The 21,004-nt window shown below is 65.4% G+C and carries 23 protein-coding genes and 1 tRNA gene; 18 read left to right on the top strand and 6 right to left on the bottom strand.

The window, feature by feature from the left end:
* Positions 1 to 3: 3 nt before the first annotated feature.
* Both AC4D2Q_RS02490 and AC4D2Q_RS02485 read left to right on the top strand, forming a co-directional pair.
* Positions 4 to 654 carry a nucleotidyltransferase family protein gene (locus AC4D2Q_RS02490; protein ID WP_490944659.1) on the top strand — a complete coding sequence of 217 codons (651 nt, stop codon included), beginning with the start codon at positions 4 to 6 and terminating at the stop codon, positions 652 to 654.
* Between the two features lie 148 nt (positions 655 to 802).
* Positions 803 to 1,987: a TerC family protein gene (locus AC4D2Q_RS02485; protein WP_490944655.1), complete on the top strand. Its 1,185-nt coding sequence runs from the start codon at positions 803 to 805 to the stop codon at positions 1,985 to 1,987.
* A 75-nt stretch (positions 1,988 to 2,062) separates the two neighbouring features.
* Here the strand turns inward: AC4D2Q_RS02485 and AC4D2Q_RS02480 are convergent, their stop codons facing one another.
* The gene (locus AC4D2Q_RS02480; RefSeq protein WP_490926383.1) at positions 2,063 to 2,701 is read right to left on the bottom strand and encodes a DUF2238 domain-containing protein; all 639 of its coding nucleotides are present in this window, start codon (positions 2,699 to 2,701) and stop codon (positions 2,063 to 2,065) included.
* A gap of 99 nt (positions 2,702 to 2,800) precedes the next feature.
* Here AC4D2Q_RS02480 and AC4D2Q_RS02475 point away from each other — a divergent pair, with 99 nt between their 5' ends.
* Entirely contained in the window at positions 2,801 to 3,571 is a 771-nt protein-coding gene (locus AC4D2Q_RS02475) for a glycosyltransferase family 2 protein (protein ID WP_490944653.1), read from the top strand.
* Here the strand turns inward: AC4D2Q_RS02475 and idi are convergent.
* Positions 3,526 to 4,089 (bottom strand): isopentenyl-diphosphate Delta-isomerase, encoded by a 564-nt coding sequence (idi, locus tag AC4D2Q_RS02470; RefSeq protein WP_490944652.1) that lies wholly within the window; start codon positions 4,087 to 4,089, stop codon positions 3,526 to 3,528. The two genes, AC4D2Q_RS02475 and idi, sit on opposite strands and share 46 nt — an antisense overlap.
* A 35-nt stretch (positions 4,090 to 4,124) precedes the next feature.
* Between idi and AC4D2Q_RS02465 the strand changes: the two genes are divergently transcribed.
* The 6 genes from AC4D2Q_RS02465 to AC4D2Q_RS02440 are packed head-to-tail and all read left to right on the top strand — an operon-like array spanning position 4,125 to position 9,421.
* Entirely contained in the window at positions 4,125 to 5,192 is a 1,068-nt protein-coding gene (locus AC4D2Q_RS02465) for a polyprenyl synthetase family protein (RefSeq protein WP_490944649.1), read from the top strand.
* A 3-nt stretch (positions 5,193 to 5,195) separates the two neighbouring features.
* Entirely contained in the window at positions 5,196 to 6,107 is a 912-nt protein-coding gene (locus AC4D2Q_RS02460; protein ID WP_490944647.1) for a phytoene/squalene synthase family protein, read from the top strand.
* Positions 6,104 to 7,795 (top strand): phytoene desaturase family protein, encoded by a 1,692-nt coding sequence (gene crtI, locus AC4D2Q_RS02455; RefSeq protein WP_490944644.1) that lies wholly within the window; start codon positions 6,104 to 6,106, stop codon positions 7,793 to 7,795. The genes AC4D2Q_RS02460 and crtI overlap by 4 nt, the downstream gene beginning before the upstream one ends.
* Positions 7,795 to 8,130, top strand: coding sequence for a lycopene cyclase domain-containing protein (locus AC4D2Q_RS02450; RefSeq protein WP_490944642.1), 336 nt, complete (start codon positions 7,795 to 7,797; stop codon positions 8,128 to 8,130). Before crtI ends, AC4D2Q_RS02450 begins: the two co-directional genes overlap by 1 nt.
* Positions 8,127 to 8,537: a lycopene cyclase domain-containing protein gene (locus AC4D2Q_RS02445; protein WP_490944640.1), complete on the top strand. Its 411-nt coding sequence runs from the start codon at positions 8,127 to 8,129 to the stop codon at positions 8,535 to 8,537. The genes AC4D2Q_RS02450 and AC4D2Q_RS02445 overlap by 4 nt, the downstream gene beginning before the upstream one ends.
* A gap of 35 nt (positions 8,538 to 8,572) precedes the next feature.
* Positions 8,573 to 9,421 (top strand): prenyltransferase, encoded by an 849-nt coding sequence (locus AC4D2Q_RS02440; RefSeq protein WP_490945693.1) that lies wholly within the window; start codon positions 8,573 to 8,575, stop codon positions 9,419 to 9,421.
* 167 nt (positions 9,422 to 9,588) lie between these two features.
* On the opposite strand, the gene AC4D2Q_RS02435 is transcribed toward AC4D2Q_RS02440, so the two are convergent.
* On the bottom strand, positions 9,589 to 11,079 hold the full coding sequence (locus AC4D2Q_RS02435; protein ID WP_490926391.1) for a catalase: 1,491 nt from the start codon (positions 11,077 to 11,079) through the stop codon (positions 9,589 to 9,591).
* A 31-nt stretch (positions 11,080 to 11,110) separates the two neighbouring features.
* Positions 11,111 to 11,560 carry a Fur family transcriptional regulator gene (locus tag AC4D2Q_RS02430; protein WP_490926392.1) on the bottom strand — a complete coding sequence of 150 codons (450 nt, stop codon included), beginning with the start codon at positions 11,558 to 11,560 and terminating at the stop codon, positions 11,111 to 11,113.
* 108 nt (positions 11,561 to 11,668) lie between these two features.
* Between AC4D2Q_RS02430 and AC4D2Q_RS02425 the strand changes: the two genes are divergently transcribed.
* A complete protein-coding gene (locus AC4D2Q_RS02425; protein ID WP_490944639.1) occupies positions 11,669 to 12,424 on the top strand; it encodes an alpha/beta fold hydrolase in 756 nt (251 codons plus the stop codon).
* On the top strand, positions 12,421 to 13,197 hold the full coding sequence (locus tag AC4D2Q_RS02420; RefSeq protein ID WP_490944637.1) for an esterase/lipase family protein: 777 nt from the start codon (positions 12,421 to 12,423) through the stop codon (positions 13,195 to 13,197). The genes AC4D2Q_RS02425 and AC4D2Q_RS02420 overlap by 4 nt, the downstream gene beginning before the upstream one ends.
* Positions 13,198 to 13,221: 24 nt before the next feature.
* Here AC4D2Q_RS02420 and AC4D2Q_RS02415 read toward each other — a convergent pair whose 3' ends face one another.
* Positions 13,222 to 13,965 (bottom strand): MBL fold metallo-hydrolase, encoded by a 744-nt coding sequence (locus AC4D2Q_RS02415; RefSeq protein WP_490944636.1) that lies wholly within the window; start codon positions 13,963 to 13,965, stop codon positions 13,222 to 13,224.
* Positions 13,966 to 14,108: 143 nt separating this feature from the next.
* Between AC4D2Q_RS02415 and AC4D2Q_RS02410 the strand changes: the two genes are divergently transcribed.
* The 3 genes from AC4D2Q_RS02410 to AC4D2Q_RS02400 all read left to right on the top strand — a co-directional run bounded on the left by AC4D2Q_RS02410 (position 14,109) and on the right by AC4D2Q_RS02400 (position 17,207).
* The gene (locus AC4D2Q_RS02410; RefSeq protein ID WP_490944634.1) at positions 14,109 to 15,380 is read left to right on the top strand and encodes an MFS transporter; all 1,272 of its coding nucleotides are present in this window, start codon (positions 14,109 to 14,111) and stop codon (positions 15,378 to 15,380) included.
* Between the two features lie 152 nt (positions 15,381 to 15,532).
* Positions 15,533 to 16,405 carry a zinc metalloprotease HtpX gene (htpX, locus tag AC4D2Q_RS02405; protein WP_490926397.1) on the top strand — a complete coding sequence of 291 codons (873 nt, stop codon included), beginning with the start codon at positions 15,533 to 15,535 and terminating at the stop codon, positions 16,403 to 16,405.
* A 106-nt stretch (positions 16,406 to 16,511) separates the two neighbouring features.
* Positions 16,512 to 17,207, top strand: coding sequence for a histidine phosphatase family protein (locus AC4D2Q_RS02400; protein ID WP_490944632.1), 696 nt, complete (start codon positions 16,512 to 16,514; stop codon positions 17,205 to 17,207).
* A gap of 356 nt (positions 17,208 to 17,563) precedes the next feature.
* Here AC4D2Q_RS02400 and AC4D2Q_RS02395 read toward each other — a convergent pair whose 3' ends face one another.
* Positions 17,564 to 18,055 carry a YajQ family cyclic di-GMP-binding protein gene (locus AC4D2Q_RS02395; protein WP_341393307.1) on the bottom strand — a complete coding sequence of 164 codons (492 nt, stop codon included), beginning with the start codon at positions 18,053 to 18,055 and terminating at the stop codon, positions 17,564 to 17,566.
* Between the two features lie 130 nt (positions 18,056 to 18,185).
* On the opposite strand from AC4D2Q_RS02395, the gene AC4D2Q_RS02390 reads away from it, so the two are divergent.
* The 4 genes from AC4D2Q_RS02390 to fdhA all read left to right on the top strand — a co-directional run bounded on the left by AC4D2Q_RS02390 (position 18,186) and on the right by fdhA (position 20,759).
* The gene (locus tag AC4D2Q_RS02390; RefSeq protein ID WP_490944630.1) at positions 18,186 to 18,542 is read left to right on the top strand and encodes a hypothetical protein; all 357 of its coding nucleotides are present in this window, start codon (positions 18,186 to 18,188) and stop codon (positions 18,540 to 18,542) included.
* 137 nt (positions 18,543 to 18,679) lie between these two features.
* A tRNA-Tyr gene (locus AC4D2Q_RS02385) sits at positions 18,680 to 18,761 on the top strand.
* A 132-nt stretch (positions 18,762 to 18,893) separates the two neighbouring features.
* Complete coding sequence (gene trxA / locus AC4D2Q_RS02380; RefSeq protein ID WP_400931058.1) at positions 18,894 to 19,292, top strand: thioredoxin; 399 nt, start codon at positions 18,894 to 18,896, stop codon at positions 19,290 to 19,292.
* A gap of 249 nt (positions 19,293 to 19,541) precedes the next feature.
* Positions 19,542 to 20,759, top strand: a complete 1,218-nt coding sequence (fdhA, locus tag AC4D2Q_RS02375; RefSeq protein WP_490926400.1) for a formaldehyde dehydrogenase, glutathione-independent — start codon at positions 19,542 to 19,544, stop codon at positions 20,757 to 20,759.
* The last annotated feature ends 245 nt before the right edge of the window (positions 20,760 to 21,004 follow it).

Genomic DNA, 21,004 nt, shown 5'->3' with positions numbered 1-21,004 from the left:
ACAGTGCCTGCCCCGATAGCCGGTCTTGTCCTGGCGGCCGGGGCGGGCGCCCGTCTCGGGCTGGGCCCCAAAGCGCTGCTGCCCTTTCGGGGCAGGCCCCTGATTGAACACATCCTCACCCAGCTCAACCACGGCGGCTGTGCCAGTCTCACCGTGGTCCTGGGCTCGCAGGCCCCTCAGGTCCTTGAACACGCTCAGCTGGGCACCGCCCGCACTGTTCTGAATCCGGACTGGCAGACCGGCCTGGGCTCGTCCTTCCGCTGCGGGGTGGAAGCGTCACTGGCCGAGAATCCGGATACGGCAGGCCTGTTGGTGGCCCTGGCCGACCAGCCCGGCATCACCGCCGCCGCCGTCGCCCGCCTGATCAGGGCCCACCGGGCCGGACGCATCACGGCCGCCGGTTACTTTCAGGACGGCTCAAACGTCCTCCGCCGCGGGCACCCCCTCATTTTCGACCCGGAACTGGCAACCGCAGCAGCAGGCACGGCCGTCGACGACGCCGGTGCAAGGGCGTATCTGCGCGCCAACCCAGCCCTGATCGACGTCGTCGACTGTTCGGATCTGGACCGCGGGCGGGACGTAGACACACCCGCGGACCTGCCGCTGCTGGCCGACACGATGCCTAAGTGGCCGCATCAGCCGGGGAGCAGTTAGACTGATTCCTTCGTAGGGGAGTATCCACCTCGCCGCATTCCGTCAACACGTTGGGCACCGACGCCCCAGCCGGAAGCAGCGGGCACCCATTCACAAGGGCGCCGGAGAGACCTATGGTTCTTTCACGACCCTACGAAAGTGGATATCCATGACTGTTTCCCCCTTGATCTGGGGAGTGACGATCATCGTCATTCTGGGCCTGCTGGCCTTCGATTACTTCTTCCACATCCGCAAGGCGCACATTCCAACGCTCAAGGAAGCCGCCGTCTGGTCCGCCATCTATGTGGGCCTGGCCGTCCTCTTTGGCATCATGGTCCTGGTTTTCAGCGGACCCACAGACGGTGCGGAATACTTTGCCGGATACATCACCGAGAAGGCCCTCTCGGTGGACAACCTCTTTGTCTTCCTGATCATCATGGCCAGCTTCCGGGTTCCGCGTGAGGACCAGCAGAAGGTGCTGCTGTTTGGCATCGTGTTTGCCCTGATTGCCCGCACCGGCTTCATCTTCCTGGGTGCAGCACTGATCAACTCCTTCTCCTGGGTGTTCTACATCTTCGGGCTGATCCTGCTGATTACCGCCGGAAACCTGCTCAAGCCGGAGGGTGAGAAGGATGAAGCGAACAACTTCATCATCCGCATCGCCAAGCGGGTTCTCCCCACCACTGACCATTACGACGGCGACAAGCTGTTCACGATGGAAAACGGCAAGAAGGTCCTGACCCCCATGCTGCTGGTCATGGTGGCCATCGGCGGAACCGACATCCTGTTCGCCCTGGACTCCATTCCCGCCATCTTTGGCCTGACCCAGAGCACATTCATTGTCTTCACCGCCACGGCATTCTCGCTCATGGGCCTGCGTCAGCTCTACTTCCTGATCGACGGACTCCTGGACCGCCTGATCTACCTCTCCATTGGCCTGGCCGCAATCCTCGCCTTCATCGGCGTGAAGCTGGTGCTGCACGCCCTGCATGAAAACACCCTGAGCTTCATCAACAACGGCCAGCACGTGGAGGTTGTCGAGATCAGCACCGGACTGTCGCTCAGCGTCATTGTCGGCATCCTGGTGATCACCGTCATCGCCTCGCTCGTCAGCCCGGCGGGCAAGGCACAAACAGCGGTCAACAACGCCCGCCGGCATGCCAACGCCTATCTGGACCTGTCCTACACGGCCGACGACGGCGAACGTGAGCGCATCTACACCGCCCTCTGCGAGGAGGAACGGCAAATTTCACAGATGGACAAGAAGTACCGGGACAAGGTGAAGGACATCGAGGACATCCGCGCAGAGGTGGCCCGTGCCCATACAGCCCATGAGAAGTACATCCGCAACTAGGTTTCGCACCTAACGCATTTCACGGCAAGAGCCGGCGCCGCACTGCGACGCCGGCTCTTCCCCTGTGCTGCCCCGTCAGCTCCGAAGACGGCGCAGCGGCCGCGGGTTCTCCTGAAGCGGTGATCCGCCGGGCCCGCCGGACCGGTGCGCCGAGACGCTCATGACGATCCCGGCAAGGAGTGCGCCAAGGCCGCCGGCAGCCAAATCACCCATGGTGTCCTGGTAACCGACGTTGATGGTTGAGTCCACGTAGGAATGCCCCCACCATTCGCCGAGTTCCCACAGGACACTCACCGCCAGCCCCAGGGACAGGACCAGGACCGGAACCGCGAAGCGTGCCCGGGCAGGCGCTGAACGATCCGCCGGAAGAGGCACCCCATCGAGCCGGGACAGCAGGAAGTACGTCATGGCGGCAATCACGGCGGTCGCGGCGAAATGCACCGGAAGATCCCACCAGCCCACCCGCGCATACAGATTCAGGACGCTGCTCCAGGCCGCGGCCAGCAGGGTCAGGCCGTAAATGCCGTCGAAGAGCCGGGAAATATCCAGGCAGCGGGAAATCAGTGTTCCCATCAGAACCAGCAGGAACAGGGCCACATCCACCGGTCCGTACCAGAGGGCTGCAGCGGCGAGACTGAACAGGCACAGCAGCCGCACGCCGTCGGCGAAGAACTCTCCGGAACCAGCGGGGCGGCGGAGGAGTGCGTCGATCATGGACTCACGCTATCGCAGCACGCACACCGGCGGCAGGCAGGCCGGCCCGTGAGGCAGGTGCCGTGCCGGGGAAGCAGGGCTGCGCGTTAGACTTCCCCCATGTCTGCCGTCCTTCCCACAGTCAGCGTGGTGATTCCCTGCCTGAATGACGCGGCCGCCCTGGAAGCCTGCCTGACCTCCCTCGCCGGGCAAACGATTCCACCGCATGAAGTAGTGGTGGTGGACAACAACAGCACCGATTCCAGCGCCGCCGTCGCCCGCCGGTTCGGTGCCCGTGTGGTCTTCGAAGCGGAGCCGGGAATCCCGGCCGCGGCGGCAGCAGGCTATGACGCGGCGGCCGGCGATATTATTGCGCGCTGTGACGCGGACTGCCTCCTGCCGGCGGACTGGGTTCAGCGGATAGCAGAAACCTTTGCCGCTGCCCCGGCCCTCGGAGCGCTCTCGGGACCGGGTTCCTTCTACGGTTTCGCCAAGCCGCTGGGCGGCGTTCTCAGCGTGCTGTATCTGGGGTCCTACTACCTCGCGATGGGCTCGGCGCTGGGCCATCTGCCGCTTTTCGGCTCGAATCTGGCGCTTCGGACCTCGGTGTGGAAACGGGTCCGCTCCGAGGTGCACCGGCATGACCCGGAGATGCACGACGACGTATGCCTGAGCCTGCACCTCGGCCAGCGGTATGCCTGCCGTTTTGAACAGACCCTTGTGGTGGGAATGGCGCCGCGGGCCCTGATGGGAACGGCAAACCTTCGCCGGCGATTCCGGCGGGCGTTCCACACCCTGCGCGCCCACTGGCCCGCCGAGGCTCCGTGGGTGCGCTGGCCGCGCCGCTACGCCGGCAGGGAAGAGTTGCCGGCTGCGAAAACCTGCGGATAGAGCAGGGGCAGCTGCAGCACCAGCCAGGGGCTGAACGCCCAGGGAGTCAGCCGTACGGATTCGGCGAGGGCCAGCGGGTCAGCCCACTGCCAGTCCATGACTTCATCCGCTGCCGGCACCGGGTCTGCATCTGTCACGGCCGTGTAGACCGGGCAGATCTCATGCTCCACGATGCCGGAGGCGTCCACGGCCCGGTAGCGGAAGTCCGGCAACCGAAGCGTGAGCTGTTCCGGAGTGAGGACAAGCCCGAGTTCCCGGTCCGCCCGGCGCAGGACCGCGTCCTGCGTCGACTCTCCCGGTCCCGGATGTCCGCAGAAGGAATTGGTCCACACTCCCGGCCACGTGAGCTTGCCCAGGGCGCGGCGGGTCACCAGCAGCTGGCCGGCTCGGTTGAAGACATGCGTGGAGAACGCCAGGTGCAGGGGCGTGTCAGTGGTGTGGACCGTGGATTTTTCCTGGGTTCCGACGGGCGTGCCATCCGGATCCACAAGAACTACCAGTTCTCCGCGTTGCGCCATTTCTCCTCCGTATATTCACCGTGTTTACTGGACCTATGGAGACCGAACCCCTGCTCGACCCAGCCATCGGACGTGAGCAGGTGGAAGGTGTCCTGCAGGAATTTTTTGGGCAGGCGAAGCTTCGCGCGGCCAAACTCAGTCCCAGCTACCTTAGCCTCTGGGAAACACTGGAAAAATCCACTGCCGGCGGCAAGCGGGTCCGCCCGGGCATCCTGATGACTGCCTACCAGCATCTGGGCGGCACCGATACGGAGGCAGCGGCCAGAGTGGGTGCGGCTTTCGAACTGCTGCACACCGCCCTGATCGTGCACGATGACGTCATCGACCTGGACTTCATGCGCCGCGGGCATCAGAACGTCTCCGGCACCTACCGGTCCCTGGCCGAGACCGCCGGACAGACGGCTGAATCGGCCCGGCACCGCGGCATGTCAGCGGGCATCATCGCCGGGGACCTGGCGCTGGTGGGAGCGTTCCGGATGCTCGATACCGTGAACACGGATTCGGCCACCCGGCTCCGCCTGGCTGCGATCCTCGACGAAGCAGTGTTTGCTTCCGCCGCCGGCGAGCTGATCGACGTCGACTTTTCCTTCTCCCCGGGAGCCCCGCAGATCCCCGAGATCCTGGACATGGAGCGGCTGAAAACGGCCGTCTATTCCTTCGAAGCCCCGCTGCAGGCCGGCGCGGTGCTGGCCGGAGCGGACGACGACGCCGTGGCCACCCTCGGTGATTTTGGCCGGGACACCGGGATTGCCTATCAGCTGGTGGACGACCTGCTGGGGGTTTTCGGCAAGGAGAGCGCCACCGGGAAATCGAACCTGAGTGATCTGCGCGAAGGCAAGCGCACCGTCCTCATTGCCCATGCAGCCCGGGGAGAAGCCTGGGCGGAACTCTCGCACCTGATCGGCTGCCCGGACCTGACTGCCGAGGAAGCGGACCGTGCCCGGGAACTGCTGATCAGCTCCGGCGCCCGTGACTATGCCCGGTCCCTGGCGGAGGAATATGCAGACCGCGCCCGGTCACACCTGGACTGCCCGTCCATTCCGCCGTCGCTGCGCCTGGTGCTGGAACGCATCGTCGCCGGCGCCGTGAACCGGGGACGGTAGGTGATGGCCCCGGAAAGCGGACTGGCGCTTTACAACAAAGTGGCGGCGGAGACGGCGTCCGTGGTGATCCGTTCCTACTCCACGTCCTTTGGCCTGGCCTCGCGGCTGCTGGAGCCCGGAACCCGGCTGCAGATTGAATGCATTTACGCGCTGGTGCGCCTCGCAGATGAAATCGTGGACGGCGTGGCAGCCGCTGCCGACCTGCCGCCGGCCGAGGTGGCCCGCGTGCTGGACGTGCTGGAGGCTGACACCCTGCAGGCCCTGCGCACCGGCTACAGCGTGAACCTGGTGGTGCACGCCTTTGCACAGACGGCCCGGAGCACCGGCATCACCGAGGAACTGACGGTCCCCTTCTTCCGTTCCATGCGGGCGGACCTGCTCCGCGCCGAGCACACCCCGGAGTCCTTTGACGACTACGTCTACGGCTCGGCGGAGGTCATTGGCCTGATGTGCCTGCTCTGCTTCCTGGAGGGCACCGAGGTCAGCGAGGACCGCGCCAAACGGCTGCGGGAGGGCGCCCAGCGCCTGGGATCGGCCTTCCAGAAGGTCAATTTTCTCCGCGACCTCGCCGCCGACTTTGACGAACTTGGCCGCAGCTATTTTCCCGGCGTCAGCGTCGCGTCATTTTCGGAGGCGGACAAACACCGGCTGCTGGATGACATCGACGCGGACCTTTTGGTCTCCGGAGCTGCCATCGCCGAGCTCCCGCCGTCAGCCCGCGCCGCCGTCGCACTGGCGCAGGAACTCTTCAGCGAACTGTCCCGCCGACTGCGCGCCACCCCGGCCAGCGAACTGCGCAGCACCCGCATCCGGGTGCCCAACCCGGTGAAGCTGCGCATTGCCGCCGAAGTTCTCCTCACCCACCGCGTCCGCCGCCCGGCGCTTCGCCGCACCAAGGCCGGAAGGCAACCATGACCCGCAGGACCGTTCCCGCACCGCCCCGCACCGCCGTCGTCATTGGCGGCGGCATCACCGGCCTGGCCACCGCCGCGCTGCTGGCAAGGGAAGGCCTGAGCGTTACCGTGCTGGAGAAGCAGCCGGTTCCGGGCGGGCGCACCGGGACCTGGCAGAGCGCCGGTTTTAGCTTTGACACCGGCCCTTCCTGGTACCTGATGCCCGAAGTCTTTGACCACTTTTTTGCTCTGATGGGCACCTCCGCAGATGAGCAGCTGGACCTGGTCCAGCTCGATCCCGGCTACCGGGTCCTGTTTGAGGGGGCCGAGGAGCCGGTGGACATTGCCGCCACCCGCGCCGAGAACGTCAAGCTGTTTGAAAGCCTCGAGCCCGGTGCCGGAGCCAAGCTGGAAAAGTATCTGGATTCCGCCGTGGATGTGTACGACATGGCCAAGAAGCGCTTCCTGTACTCCACCTTCGCTTCCTTCCTGCCGCTGCTGCGCGCCGATGTGCTCAAGCGCGGCCCCCGGCTGGCCCAGCTGCTGCTGCAGCCGCTGAGTTCTTTTGTGGCAGGAAAGTTTACGGACCCCCGGATCCGCCAGATCCTGGGCTATCCGGCGGTGTTCCTGGGCTCGTCCCCGTTCACCACGCCCAGCATGTATCACCTGATGAGCAGGCTGGACCTGGCCGACGGCGTGCTCTATCCCATGGGCGGGTTCACCCGGCTCATCAGCGTCATCGCTGACCTGGCCGCCGCGGAGGGCGTCATCATCCGCACGGATGCCACCGTTACCCGGATCCTCACCACGGAGCCGGCTGCGATCCCGGCAGGCCGCAGACGCCTGAGCCGTTTCCGGCGGGGCCCCGCTGCCCGGGCCACCGGCGTCGAATACACCAACGTTGCCGGGCAGGCACTGGTCCTGGACGCGGACCTGGTGGTCTCCGCCGCAGATCTGCACCACACGGAAACCTCGCTGCTGCCGCAGCACCTGCAGACCTACCCGGAAAGCTACTGGAAACACCGTATTCCGGGCCCGGGCGGGTTGCTGCTGCATCTGGGCGTCCGGGGAGAGCTGCCGTCCCTGGCCCACCACACGTTGCTCTTCACGAAGGACTGGGAAGAGAACTTCGGCAAGATTTTCGGCAAGGAAACCTCCGTGCCGGATCCGGCGTCGCTCTATGTCTGCCGGCCCAGCGCCACGGACCCGGACGCCGCCCCCGAGGGGTTTGAAAACATTTTCGTCCTGGTGCCGGTGCCCTCGGATCCGTCGCTGGGCGCAGGCGGCATGGACGGCGACGGCGACGAGCGGATCGAGCGGATGGCCGACGCCGTGATCGCCCAGATTTCCGAGTGGGCCAACATCCCGGACCTCGCCGAACGGATCACCGTCCGCAGAACCGTAGGACCGCAGGACTTTGTCACGGACCTGAACTCCTGGCGCGGGACCCTGCTCGGTCCCGCCCACGTTCTGAAGCAAAGCGCCTTCTTCCGCGGCTCCAACGCCAGCCGCAAAGTGGACGGACTGCTCTACGCCGGCGGTTCCACGCTTCCGGGAATCGGCCTGCCGATGTGCCTGATCAGCGCCGAGCTGGTGCTCAAGCGCCTGCGCGGAGACACCAGCACTGAAGAGCTGCCGGTTCCGGGCCGAGGCTCCGGCCGGGGTGCGGGACAGTCCGGCACATTCCGGGCAGCGGGAAGCGGCGCGTAGTGGGGTTTCTCTACCTTCTCCTGCTGCTGGCCTCAATTGGCTGCATGGGGCTTCTGGACCACCGGCTCAAGCTCTTCTTTTTCGCTGACGCGCGGCGGGCAGCACTGGTCACGGTCATCGGACTGGCGTTCTTCCTGCTGTGGGACCTGGGCGGCATTGGGCTGGACATCTTCTACCGCGGTGAAACCCCCATCATGCTCGGCCTCGTCCTGGCCCCGCATCTGCCCGTGGAGGAGGTCTTCTTCCTGGCCTTCCTCTGCTACCTGACGATGGTCCTGTTCGGCCTGGTCTCCATGGTGCTGCGCCGTGCCTCCCGGCAGGACGTGAACCGGTGACCTACTGGGCGCTGAACGCCGTCTTCCTGATTCCGGCAGCCGCGGTGCTGATCCTCGCGCTGCTGCGCCGCACCGTCCCCGGAGCGGGCAGAAAGGGCGTCCTGGCCGCCTTGGGGATCACCGCCGTCGTCCTGCTGGTCCTCACCGCCGTTTTCGACAACGTGATGATTGCCGCCGGGCTGTTTGGGTACAACCCGGAACGGATTTCCGGCGCCTTCCTGGGCAGCGCACCGCTGGAAGACTTCGCCTACACCCTGGCTGCGGTCATGCTGCTGCCGGCGCTGTGGATGCTGCTGGGCCGACGGGGAGCGCCGGGCAAGAGCGGCGCCGCCGCCGGCAAATCAGTCAACGACACCGATCCAGCCAACGTCACCGATCCAGCCGCGAACACCAAGGAGAACCAGTGAGCACATCAACCCGGACCCCGGGCTCGACGCTGCGGATGCTGCTGGTCTCCTCCCGGCCGCTGTCCTGGGTGAACACGGCCTATCCGTTTGCTGCCGTCTACCTGATCACCACCGGACGGATCGACCTGACCTGGGTGCTGGGAACCCTGTACTTCCTGATTCCCTACAACCTTGCGATGTACGGGATCAACGACGTTTTCGACTACGAATCGGACCTGCACAATCCCCGCAAGGGCGGCGTCGAGGGGGCAGTGCTGGACCGCGGGTTCCACCGCGTCACCCTGTGGGCTGCGCTGGTCACGAATGTGCCGTTCCTTATCGCGCTGGTGCTGCTGGGCAGCCCGCTGTCCTGGCTGGTGCTGGCAATCAGCGTGTTTGCCGTCATTGCCTACAGTGCGCCCGGGCTGCGCTTCAAGGAACGTCCCTTCCTGGACTCGATCACCTCCAGCACCCACTTTGTGTCACCGGCGGTCTACGGGCTGGTCCTGGCCGGAGCCGTGTTCACTCCCGGATTGTGGGCCGTGCTGGGGGCGTTCTTCCTCTGGGGCATGGCCAGCCAGGCCTTTGGTGCCGTGCAGGATGTGGTGCCGGACCGTGAAGGCGGCATCAGCTCCATCGCCACGGTGCTCGGCGCGAAAACCGTGGTCCGGATTGCGGCCGCTGCCTACCTCGCCGGCGGCCTGCTGATGCTGCTGACCCCCTGGCCGGCGCCGCTGGGCGGACTGCTGGCACTGCCGTACATCCTGAATCTGCTGCCGTTCCTGGGGATCTCCGATGCCGATTCCGAGCGGGCCAACGCCGGCTGGAAGCGGTTCCTGAAGCTGAACTTCCTTACCGGTTTCCTCGTGACCATGCTGATCATCTGGTACTGGCCCAACCGCTAGCGCGAGATGCCCCTCCCCGGCAGCGCGACATGGCAGAAGGTGCGTCTCTGAGCGCTGGGACGTGCACGTTCTGCCATCTCGGGGAATGACAAGAGCGGCCGGCCCCCGAAGGGACCGGCCGCTCTTTAGTGTCCGGGCTCAAGCCGGAGGTGTGGAACTAACCGAAATTACTCGGCAACGCCCACAAACTCAGCCTTTTCGATCGGCGTCGTGTCGCCGGAGGCCAGGTTCAGGCGCAGCTTCTCGCCCAGGGTCGCGTCAACGTTGGTCCAGTACTGGATCGCGGCTTCGCGGATGTGCGGGCGCTGAACGCCGGAGACGGCACCGGTGATCGTTTCGAGGAAACGCTCCTTGGCGGCGTCGTCGAACACCTCGCGGTACAGCGTGCCGGCCTGGCCGAAGTCGCTGTCCTCGGAGTGCAGGGTAGCGGCGGCACGAACCAGCGAGCCGTCGCTCTCCCAGGAACCCTCGCCGGCACGTGCGGCATCGGCTACGGGGCCGCCCAGGGTGTTGGGCGCGTAGACCGGGGTCTCGGGGGAGTTGAAGAAGTGACGCTGGGCGCCGTCCTGCGAGTAGTTGTTAACCGGTGCCTTCGGTGCGTTCACCGGAAGCTGGTTGTAGTTGGCGCCGATGCGGTAACGCTGTGCATCCGGGTAGGAGAAGATGCGGGCCATCAGCATCTTGTCCGGGCTGGCGTCGATGCCGGGAACCAGGTTCGCGGGGGACAGGGCAACCTGTTCGATCTGCGCGAAGAAGTTCTCCGGGTTGCGGTTCAGGGTGTGGGTACCCACCTTGATCAGCGGGTAGTCCGCGTGCGGCCAGACCTTGGTCAGGTCGAACGGGTTGAACCGGTACGTCTTGGCATCTTCGTACGGCATGACCTGAACGTGCAGGTCCCAGGACGGGAAGTTGCCTTCGGCGATGGCCTCGTACAGGTCGCGGCGGTAGTAGTCGGCATCCGCGCCGGCAATCTTCTCTGCCTCGGCACCGTTGATCTCGTGGTTGCCCTGGTTGGACGTGAAGTGGTACTTCACCCAGAAACGCTCGCCGGCGGCGTTGATCCACTGGTAGGTGTGCGAGCCGAAGCCGGGCATTTCGCGCCACGACGTCGGGATGCCGCGGTCACCCATCAGGTACGTGACCTGGTGGGCGGACTCGGGGGAGTTCGTCCAGAAATCCCACTGCATGTCAGCGTCGCGCAGGCCGGAGCCCGGAAGGCGCTTCTGGGAGTGGATGAAGTCCGGGAACTTGATGCCGTCGCGGATGAAGAACACCGGGGTGTTGTTGCCGACGATGTCGTAGTTGCCCTCGGACGTGTAGAAACGCATCGCGAAGCCGCGGACGTCGCGCCAGGTGTCGGGAGAGCCCTGCTCACCGGCCACAGAGGAGAAGCGCTGAACGGTGTCCGTTACGGTGCCCGGCTGGAAGACAGCGGCACGCGTGTACTTGGAGACATCTTCAGTGACAACAAATTCACCGAATGCGCCGCCGCCCTTGGCGTGCACAATGCGCTCCGGGATCCGCTCGCGGTTGAACTGGGCGAGCTTCTCGACCAGGTAACGGTCGTGCAGCGCAATGGCTCCGTTGGGTCCGGCGCTCAGCGAGTTGGCATCGCTGCCAACCGGAGTGCCGGTCTGGGTGGTGGTGAAATTCGACATACTCTCTCTTTCTTTCAGGTGATGGGGGAAGTCAGGAAGCTTTTGCTGCGCAGTCGGCGCAGAGTCCGCGGTAGAGCACATCCGCAATCTGGATGGTCATGCCGTGGGTGTTTTCCGGTGTGAGGCAGGGTGCGTGCCCGACGGCGCAGTCCACGTCCTCGATCCGGCCGCAGCCGGTGCAGATGGCGTGGTGATGGTTGTCATCCACACGGGTCTCGTACCGGGCCGGTGAGTGCGGCGGCTCAATCTTCCGCAGCAGCCCGGTCTCGGTCAGGTCCGCCAGGACCACATAGACCGACTGCAGGCTGATGTCCGGAAGCTCGGTGCGCACTGCGGAAGCGACGTCGTCGGCCACCGCATGCGGGAACTGTTCGACGGCGGTGAGGACCGCCAGCCGCTGTTTCGTGACCCGGCGTCCGTGGGCACGCAGCTCTTCGGACCACTTGGCGGTGGTCTTGGCGGAGGCTGCTGTTGAGGTCATGTCCCCCAGCTAACCACTTATTATGAATTATTCATAATAAGACGCGGGGTGGCACACTAGTCTTGTTCAGGTATTTGGACACGGCGCAACAAATGACAGGGGAATCCTTTGGCGGGCACCAAGATGCGGTCGGTCCATCAGCGGGTGCAGGTGGGGGAGTACGACGTCGACATCCGCACCTACGGCGGCGGCGCCGACCACGTGGTGCTGGTGCACGGGATTGGAGCGTCCGGACGCTACTACTCCCGGCTGGTGGAGGAACTGGCGCGGACCGCCACGGTCCACACCCTGGAAATGCCGGGTTTTGGCTCCGCTCCGAGTCCGGGCAGGGGCCTGAAAATGGCGGACTTTGCCCGGATCAACTGCGAGGCGCTGCGCGCTGCGGGAATCGGCTCCGCGCAGTGGGTGGGCCATTCGATGGGATGCCAGGTAGTGACGGAAATGGCCATCTGCGCCCCGGAGCTGGTCACATCCGTGGTGTTGCTGAGCCCCACAATCAACAGCGGCGAGCGCCATGCCGTGCTGCAGGGACTGCGGCTGGCCCAGGATTGCCTGCGCGAACCCCTGGCCGTCAACTGGATCCTGCTGACCGATTATCTGCGGGCCGGTCCCCGCTGGTATCTGAAAACCCTGCCGAAGATGGTGGGGCACCGGCTGGAGGAGCGCATCGGCGAGGTGACGGTGCCGGTGACCCTGGTGCGCGGCACCCGTGATCCGATTGTGCCCTCCCGCTGGCTGCGGGAACTGGCCGCCGCCCGGCCGGGAGCCGTTGCCGTGGAAATGCCGGGGCAGGCCCACGTGTGCATGTTCACCGAGCCGTCGCGCACGGCTGCGCTGCTGCGGAAAGCAGCCCTCCCGCAGTGAACCGGAGGCAACGGAACCCGAAGCGTTGGCGCAGGTGGTTCACGTACGCCCGCGCCTGGGCCGTGGACTACGCGTACGTGGGGTACTGGCAGGTGAACGGTTTCCTCTTCCGGACGGATCCCGCAGCGTATCTGACGCCGGAGGGAGGAGCCCGCAAGCCTCCGGTCATCCTCATCCCGGGCGTGTATGAAAACTGGCAGTTCCTCCGCCCGCTGGCCGAGGCGCTCTCTGCGCAGGGCCATCCGGTGCACACGGTGGCGCCGCTGGGCTACAACCGCGGCCGGATCGACCGCATGGCGGCGCTGGTGCAGCAGTATCTGGTGGAGCGGGACCTGACCGGGGCCGTGGTGGTGGCGCACAGCAAGGGCGGGCTGATCGGAAAGGAGCTGATGCTCCTGCCGGAGGGCAGCCGCCGGGTAAAGCGCATGGTGGCCATCAACACCCCCTTCTCCGGATCGGTGTACGCCACGTTCTTCCTGGCGCCGTCCATCCGTGCCTTCTCGCCGCGGAACAAATTCCTGCGCCGGCTGCAGGACAGCAGGGACATCAACTCCCGCATTACCTCGGTGTACAGCCGCTTTGACCCGCACATTCCGGGCGGCAGCCGTCTTCCCGGGGCGCGGAACGTCCAGCTGGAAACCATGGGCCACTTCCGGCCGATCGGAGATCCCCGGCTGCTGGAGGTTCTGGAGCGGGAACTTGATGCAGACGCGGTGAACGGCTCGTCAGCCGGAGGCTCGGTGCCCAGCGAACCGGACGGCGGCCGGAACTAGGACTCGGGAACTAGGACTCGGGAACTAGGACGCCCCGCGCGCCAGGGCCTGCTCCACGGCCGACTGCGCCCCGTCCGTCCACGGCTCGCCGTGTCCGGTCAGCAGCATGCCCGCGCCGGTCTCGGCAAGCCGTTCCAGGGACCGGAGGGCCTGCGGGCTGTTGGCGGTGGCGGCGCCCGAAACAATCTGCGGTCCCTTTGCCCCTGTGTACGGGTTGAGGGTCACCAGGGAGTCTCCGCAGATCACCACGTTCCGGTCCGGATAATGCAGGGCCACATGGCCTGCGGTGTGACCGGGGGTGAGGAGGACCCGGGGCTTGCCGGGAAGGCTGGCGCCGGTGCCGGAGTCCAAGCTGTGCACATCGGTGACACCGCGGACGTGCAGCGCCCCGGCCAGGGTCATCGCCCCCAGATAGGGAATCGCCTTGGGGTAGCGGACCGGATACAGGAACCGGTTGTTTTCATGCTCGTACCGGTAGGGGTGGGCGGCAATGTACCGGTCGTCGTCGTGCACCAGGATCGGTGTGCGGAATTCCTTGCGAATGCGGGCCGCGGATCCCACGTGGTCAAAATGCGCATGCGTCAGGACCAGTGCGCTCACCGATCCCGGACCGTAACCGAGGTCGCGGACCGCCCGCTGCAGCTCCGGCCACATGCCGGGCAGGCCTGCGTCAATGATGGCGAGTCCGCCGTCGTCCTCCACAAGATAGGTGTTGACGTAGGCGTGCTCAATGCGGTGGATGCCCTCCGCAACGTTCCGAATAAACATCTGGCCTCCCGGGTAAGACAGCAGCGGCATTTCCCCCATCCTAAGCATGCTGTCTATTGACGCGCACGGTTCCGGAAGACAGCCGCCGCCCGCCCCGGACTTCCGCGGCCGGAACAGCACCCGCGCCGGTCTAGACTGCTCGGGTGCCAAGACTCCTCGCTGACCTCAGTCCACTGCGTGAAAGCCCTGATTTCCGCCGGCTCTGGACCGGAACGGCGCTTTCCGCCGTCGGCACTCAGCTAACCCTGGTGGCCGTCAGCCTGGAGGTTTACTCGCTGACGCAGTCCAGTCTCTATGTCGGGCTGCTTGGCCTGGTGGGGTTGGTGCCCCTGGTGGTGGCCGGCCTGTACGGCGGATCCATCGTGGACGCCTACGACCGGCGCAAGGTGGCCCTCTTTTCCTCGTTGCTGCTCTGGGGCTCCACCATCGGCATCGCAGCGCAGGCATGGGCCGGCCTGGGCAACATTTGGCTGCTCTACGCGCTGGTGGCGATCAATGCCGGGGCCGGCGGCCTGAACCAGCCCGCGCGCAGTGCCATCATTCCCCGGCTGGTCCGGCCGGAGCTGCTGCCGGCCGCGAATGCCCTGAGCATGATCACCTTCGGCCTGGCCATGACCATCGGCCCGCTGATGGCAGGGGTCTTGGTGGCCCGGGTGGGTTACGGCTGGACCTATACGATCGACGTCGTCACCTTTACCGCCGCTATGTGGGCGCTGTACCGGCTGGACCCGATGCCGCCCATCGGAGAGGTCCAGAAAGCCGGACTGAAGTCAGTGCTCGAGGGCTTCCGGTTCCTGGCCACCCGGCCGAACATCCGCATGACGTTCATGGTGGACCTGGCGGCCATGGTCATGGCGCAGCCCCGCGCCCTGCTCCCGGCAATCGGCGCGGTCCTGCTGGGCGGGGGCGCCACCACGGTGGGCGTGCTGCTGGCCGCCACCGCAGTGGGCGCCTTCCTTGCCGGCCTCTTTTCCGGCCCGCTGGGCGCGGTCCGGAGGCAGGGCCTGGCGGTGCTGTGGTCAGTGGTGGCGTGGGGCCTGTCCGTGTCCGCCTTCGGTGTGGTGGTGGTGATGGCCGGGCACAACGACGGCGCCGAACCCACCGCCTGGCTGATTCCCGCCGCCGTCGCCATGGGCTGTGCCGGCATCGCAGACTCGATCAGCGGTGTTTTCCGCTCCACCATCCTGCAGTCAGCCACCCCGGATGCCATGCGCGGACGGCTGCAGGGCGTCTTTGTGGTGGTGGTCGCGGGCGGCCCGCGCCTCGGCGACCTGGTGGCCGGCGTCGACTCGTCCTTCCTCGGCGAAGGGTGGGCAGCAGTCATCGGTGGACTGGTCTGCGTGGCGCTGGTGGCTGTCCTGGCCCGGAGTCAACCCAATTTCGCCTGCTACGACGCCCGGCATCCGGAGCCGTAACAGTCTTGCCGGATCACGTTTCCGGCACCCGGGCTGCCCGGAACACTCCCACCCTGTGGAGCGTTGATACCGGTGGATAGACTGATGTTTCGCGGATCCGTCGTCGTCGCCCGCAGTGCTGCGCCCCGATCCGCCGAGGAAGGATCACCCACGTGCACCAACATTTCAATGGACTGAAGACCGCAGCCCTGTTCGGGGTGCTCTTCGCCGTACTGCTGGGCATTGGCGCCCTGCTCTCCAGCGGAACGGGCAGCTCCAGCTTCATCTGGATTTTTCTGTTCATCGGGCTGGCTACCACGGCGTACAGCTATTGGAACAGCGACAAGCTCGCCATCCGCGCCATGCGGGCCGTCCCCGTGACGGAAGCTCAGGCGCCGGAGATGTACCGGATTGTGCGCGAACTCTCCGCCCGTGCCGGCCAGCCGATGCCCCGGCTGTACATCTCGCCGACCATGGCGCCCAACGCGTTTGCCACCGGTCGCAACCCCCAGCATGCCGCAGTGTGCTGCACCCAGGGGATCCTGGCATTGCTCAACGAACGTGAGCTGCGCGGGGTTCTGGGCCACGAGCTCATGCACGTCTACAACCGGGACATCCTGACCTCTTCCGTGGCGGCTGCCATCGCCGGCGTCATCACCTCGCTGGGCCAGTTCCTGCTCTTCTTCGGCGGCGGGGACCGCCGCAACGCCAACCCGCTGGCCATGATTGCCATGGCGATCCTGGCTCCGTTCGCGGCTTCCCTGATCCAGATGGCCATTGGCCGGACCCGGGAATACGACGCCGATGAAGACGGCGCCAAGCTCACCGACGATCCGCTGGCGCTCGCCTCTGCCCTGCGCAAGCTGGAAACCGGTACTCAGCGCGCACCGCTTCCGAACACTGACCAGCGGCTGGTCAACACGTCGCACCTGATGATCGCGAACCCGTTCCGCAACGGGGTCCGAGGGTTGATGGCCACCCACCCGCCCATGGCCGACCGTATCCGCCGGCTGGAAAACATGGCCGGCCGGCCGCTCGGCAGCTGACTCGCGGCACTCGATTCGCCCGGCTCCCGACCGGTATGGCTCCTGACCGGGCATGACTCCTGACCGGGGATCGGCGAGCCGGCGGTCGGCGGGTAGGCTCGGGGCCATGCGTCTCATCCTCATCCGTCACGGCCAGACCCCCTCCAATGTTGAGCACTTCCTCGATACCGCAGAGCCCGGCCCCGGGTTGACCGAGCTGGGGCTCGCCCAGGCGGCTGCCCTGCCTCACGCTCTGGCCGGAGAGCCGATCGACGGCATCTTCACCTCCAACTTGGTCCGCACCCAGCACACCGCCGGTCCGCTGGCGGCTGCGCTGGGCTTGCCGGTGGAAGTGCGGGACGGCCTGCGCGAGGTCTCCGCCGGCGAGTTGGAAATGCGCAATGACCGCGACGCCATCATCGCCTACCTCAAGACCATTTACAGCTGGGTCCGGGGTGACCTCGATGTGCGGATGCCCGGCGGCCCCGACGGCAGGGAAACCTTTGACCGGTTCGACGCCGTCATCGATGAGCTGCGGGCATCCGGGCTGACGAACCCCGTCATAGTCAGCCACGGCGCGATGATCCGTGCCTGGTCCACCGCCCGTGCCGCGAATACGCCGCCGGATTTCATCGTGGAGAACGCACTCAGCAACACCGGCGTGGCCGTGATGGAATCCGTTGACGGCGACGGCCACGACGGCGAGGGCACAGGCGCGCGCGGCAGCTGGAAACTGCTGACCTGGATGGGGCAAGCAGTAGGCGGCACCGCTCTGCGCGACTACGGCGAAGATGGCCCCGCCGGCGAAGACGTGCAGCTCTAGGAGCGAAACCGGACCCAAGGCATCCTTCGTGCAGATAACGGGCTTATGAAAATTCCTTAGTACAGATGTCCTTAGTACAGATGAAGGGGTTATTCGGAGCTTTTTGGGCAGTTTGAGCCCGTTATCTGTACAGAGGATTCACGGGGGTCCCTATTGAGCCCGTTATCTGTACAGAGGTTTCACGGTGGGCCCTGTTGAGCCCCTTATCTGCACGAAGGATTCATGGCGGACCCTGCAGAGCCCGGGCACGGCCCGGGCATGACAACGGCGCCGCACCCCGGAAGGGGAGCGGCGCCGTCGTCGTACTTTCACTGGTTCACCGGGTCCCGGGGGACGGCGGGTGAACCGCGAAAGGCCTAGCGGTAGTTGATGAACTGCAGGTCAACGTCCAGGTCAGCGCCCTTGAGCAGTGCCATGGTGGCCTGAAGATCATCGCGGGACTTGGAGGTCACACGCAGTTCGTCGCCCTGGATGCGGGAGTTCACGCCCTTGGGGCCTTCATCGCGGATAATCTTGTTGATCTTCTTCGCCTGGTCCTGGGCGATGCCTTCCTTCATGGAGGCTTCAATCCGGTATTCCTTGCCCGAAGCAAACGGCTCTCCGGCGTCGAGGGACTTCAGCGAAATGCCGCGCTTGACCAGCTTGGACTGCAGGACGTCCAGGACCGCCTTCACGCGCTCCTCGGAGTTGGCCTTCATCAGGATGTTTTCCCCGCTGAAGTCCACCTCGGCGCCCACGCCCTTGAAGTCGTAGCGCTGGGACAATTCCTTCTGCGCCTGGTTCAGGGCATTGGCAACTTCCTGCTTATCGATCTTGCTCACAACATCAAATGATGACTCGCTGGCCATTGGCGCTCCTTGCAGTAGTTGTATTTCTCCTGCTCCCAGCCTAGTAGCTCCGGGCATCCGTGGCAGCCCTCACAGGCTGCGCTCAGGCAACGCCGGGACTTGTCCCATCTTGGCGGGCGACAGTATGGGGGTGACTGACACCGCAAACGTCCCCGCAGAAGCAGGCCGCCGCCGCACCCAGCTGAGCAAGCTGCGCACCGCCGCAGCCGGTTCCGTTCTGGCAGCCGTCTCCATCACCGGCGTCGGCGTTTCCGCAGCCCCTGCCGGAGCGGCCGAGCTGCGGTCCTTCCTGGCACCGGTCGAGGGTTTCGACGACGCCGCACCGGAAACCGGCGATGTTGATGCGGCCTCAGCAGGTGCCGCAGCGAAGCGCCTTTCCGGTATCCGGGAGGACCTGGCCAATGCTGTTGCCTGGGGATCGGTGACACAGCAGCAGGCCGACTCGTTCTACGCGCAGATACAGTCCAGGATCTCCCGGGGGCTGTAGTCGAAGCACGGTGTTTAGGGCCCGCAGACCAGGGGTTCCGGTCTCGATTCGTATCTTGGGCAAAAGTTCTGTAAAGTTATTTGAGCCGCAGTCGCTTGCGGCAGTCTTCCGCGAAGAGGTTGATCGCGAAGATGTTCGGCAGATTACCCGAGCGGCCAAAGGGGGCTGACTGTAAATCAGCTGGCAACGCCTTCACTGGTTCGAATCCAGTATCTGCCACCGAACGGGAAGAACCCGCTCCACCAGGAAACTGGTTGGGGCGGGTTTTTTCTTGCCCTGCGACGGGGGAGCGCCTTCACCGTTGAGCGAACAGCTAGAGACTTCTCTGAGCGCGGCGGATAGCGTTGAAGGATGGCAACTATCGACATCACCGAGGCAACGTTCCCCGAGACCATTGAGGAAAACGACATTGTGTTCGTGGACTTCTGGGCAGACTGGTGCGGCCCCTGCAAGCAGTTCGCGCCGGTTTACGACGCCGTTTCCCAGAAGCATGACGACATCACCTTCGCAAAGGTGGACACCGAGAAGGAGCAGGGGCTGGCAGCCGCTGCCGGCATCACCTCCATCCCCACGCTGATGGCTTTCCGCGAGAAGGTCCTCGTCTTCTCCCAGCCCGGGGCACTGAACGCCTCCCAGTTCAGCGAACTGGTGGACGCGGTCAAGGGACTGGACATGAAGGCCGTCCACGAGCAGATTGCCGCTTCCGAGAGCGGTCAGGCAGCCGCCGGTTCCGACGGACAGGCCAACTAGCAGTACCAGGCACCGCAATAACGGCACCGTCCGTACGACGACGGCGGGCCGTCCGGCCGCGGAGGTTCCCCCCCCCCCAGGGGAGCCTCCGCGGCTTTTTTATTGCGTCTGCGCCACTCTGTTCCCGGACCCATGGGAGTTGTAGGCTCGGACGCACCCTGAGCGGAGCCGCCTGGGCCGGTGCACCATGCCGGCATCCGAGGCTGCCGCGGGGTTCATATCAACGACGATAGGACGAGGCCAAGACCCATGAGCGGAAACCGCGGAGTTGCCTACATCGAACCCGGTGTCGTGGAAGTGCAGGACATCGACTACCCAACATTTGAGCTCCGGGACGGGCCCGGAGTGAATCCCGCCAACGTGGGACGCAAAGTGCCGCACGGCGCCATCCTGAAGGTGGTGACCTCCAACATCTGCGGATCGGACCAGCACATGGTGCGCGGCCGCACCACCGCACCTCCCAACCTGATCCTGGGACACGAAATTACCGGGGAGATCGTGGAAACCGGACCGGACGTGGAATTCCACTCGGTGGGAGACCTGGTATCGGTTCCTTTCAACATTTCCTGCGGACGCTGCAAGAACTGCAAGGAACGGAAAACCGGAATCTGCCTGAACGTGAATCCGGACCGGCCCGGCAGCGCCTACGGATATGTGGACATGGGCGGCTGGGTGGGCGGCCAGTCCGAGTATGTGCTCGTTCCGTATGCGGACTGGAACCTCCTGCGGTTCCCGGACAAGGACCAGGCCATGGAGAAGATCCTGGACCTGACCATGCTCTCGGACATCTTCCCCACCGGTTACCACGGTGCTGTCACCGCCGGGGTAGGGGTGGGCTCCACCGTCTATATCGCCGGTGCAGGGCCGGTGGGCCTGGCCGCGGCTGCCGGAGCGCAGCTGCTGGGCGCCGCCGTCGTTATCGTCGGTGACCTCAACCAGGAGCGTCTGGCGCAGGCGCGCAGTTTCGGCTGCGAGACGGTGGACGTCTCCCTCGGGGATCCAAAGGATCAGATCGAACAGCTTCTGGGCGTTCCAGAAGTGGACTGTGCCGTGGACGCCGTCGGGTTCGAGGCGCGCGGACACGGCCACGGCTCGGCCACGGAAGCCCCGGCCACGGTGCTGAACTCCCTGATGGACATCACTGCTGCCGGCGGCGCACTGGGCATTCCGGGGCTCTACGTGACCGGCGATCCCGGCGGGGTGGATGAGGCGGCGCAGAAGGGGTCGCTGAGCCTTGACCTGGGCACCGGCTGGGCGAAATCGCTGTCCTTCACCACCGGGCAGTGTCCGGTGATGAAGTACAACCGGGAGCTGATGATGGCCATCCTGCATGACAAGGTGCAGATCGCCAAAGCCGTGAATGCCACGGCGATCAGCCTGGACCAGGCCCCGGAGGCCTACCGGGAGTTCGACTCCGGAGTGGCGCGCAAGTATGTGATCGATCCGCACGGAATGGTGGGCGCTTAACCGCGGCAGCACCTCGGGTTTGGCAGTGCCTGCTGCCGGAGAAGTCTGAAGGGCCGAAGCCGGTACGGTTTCGGCCCTTTGGGTGCGCCCAGTGCTGAGTTGCCTTCTCCTGGCTTTGCGCCCGGAAGTAAGCTCAATGCGCCGGGACCAGCAGAGCCTGCGGTTCCGGTGCCTCACTCACCTGATGCAGAGCCGGAAACGGGGATGTCATGTCCATTTGCAAGCCCGCCGCTCCACCTCCTCAC

Source organism: Arthrobacter sp. TJ-178, from assembly GCF_058269275.1.
This window is presented reverse-complemented; position numbering and strand designations above follow the sequence as displayed.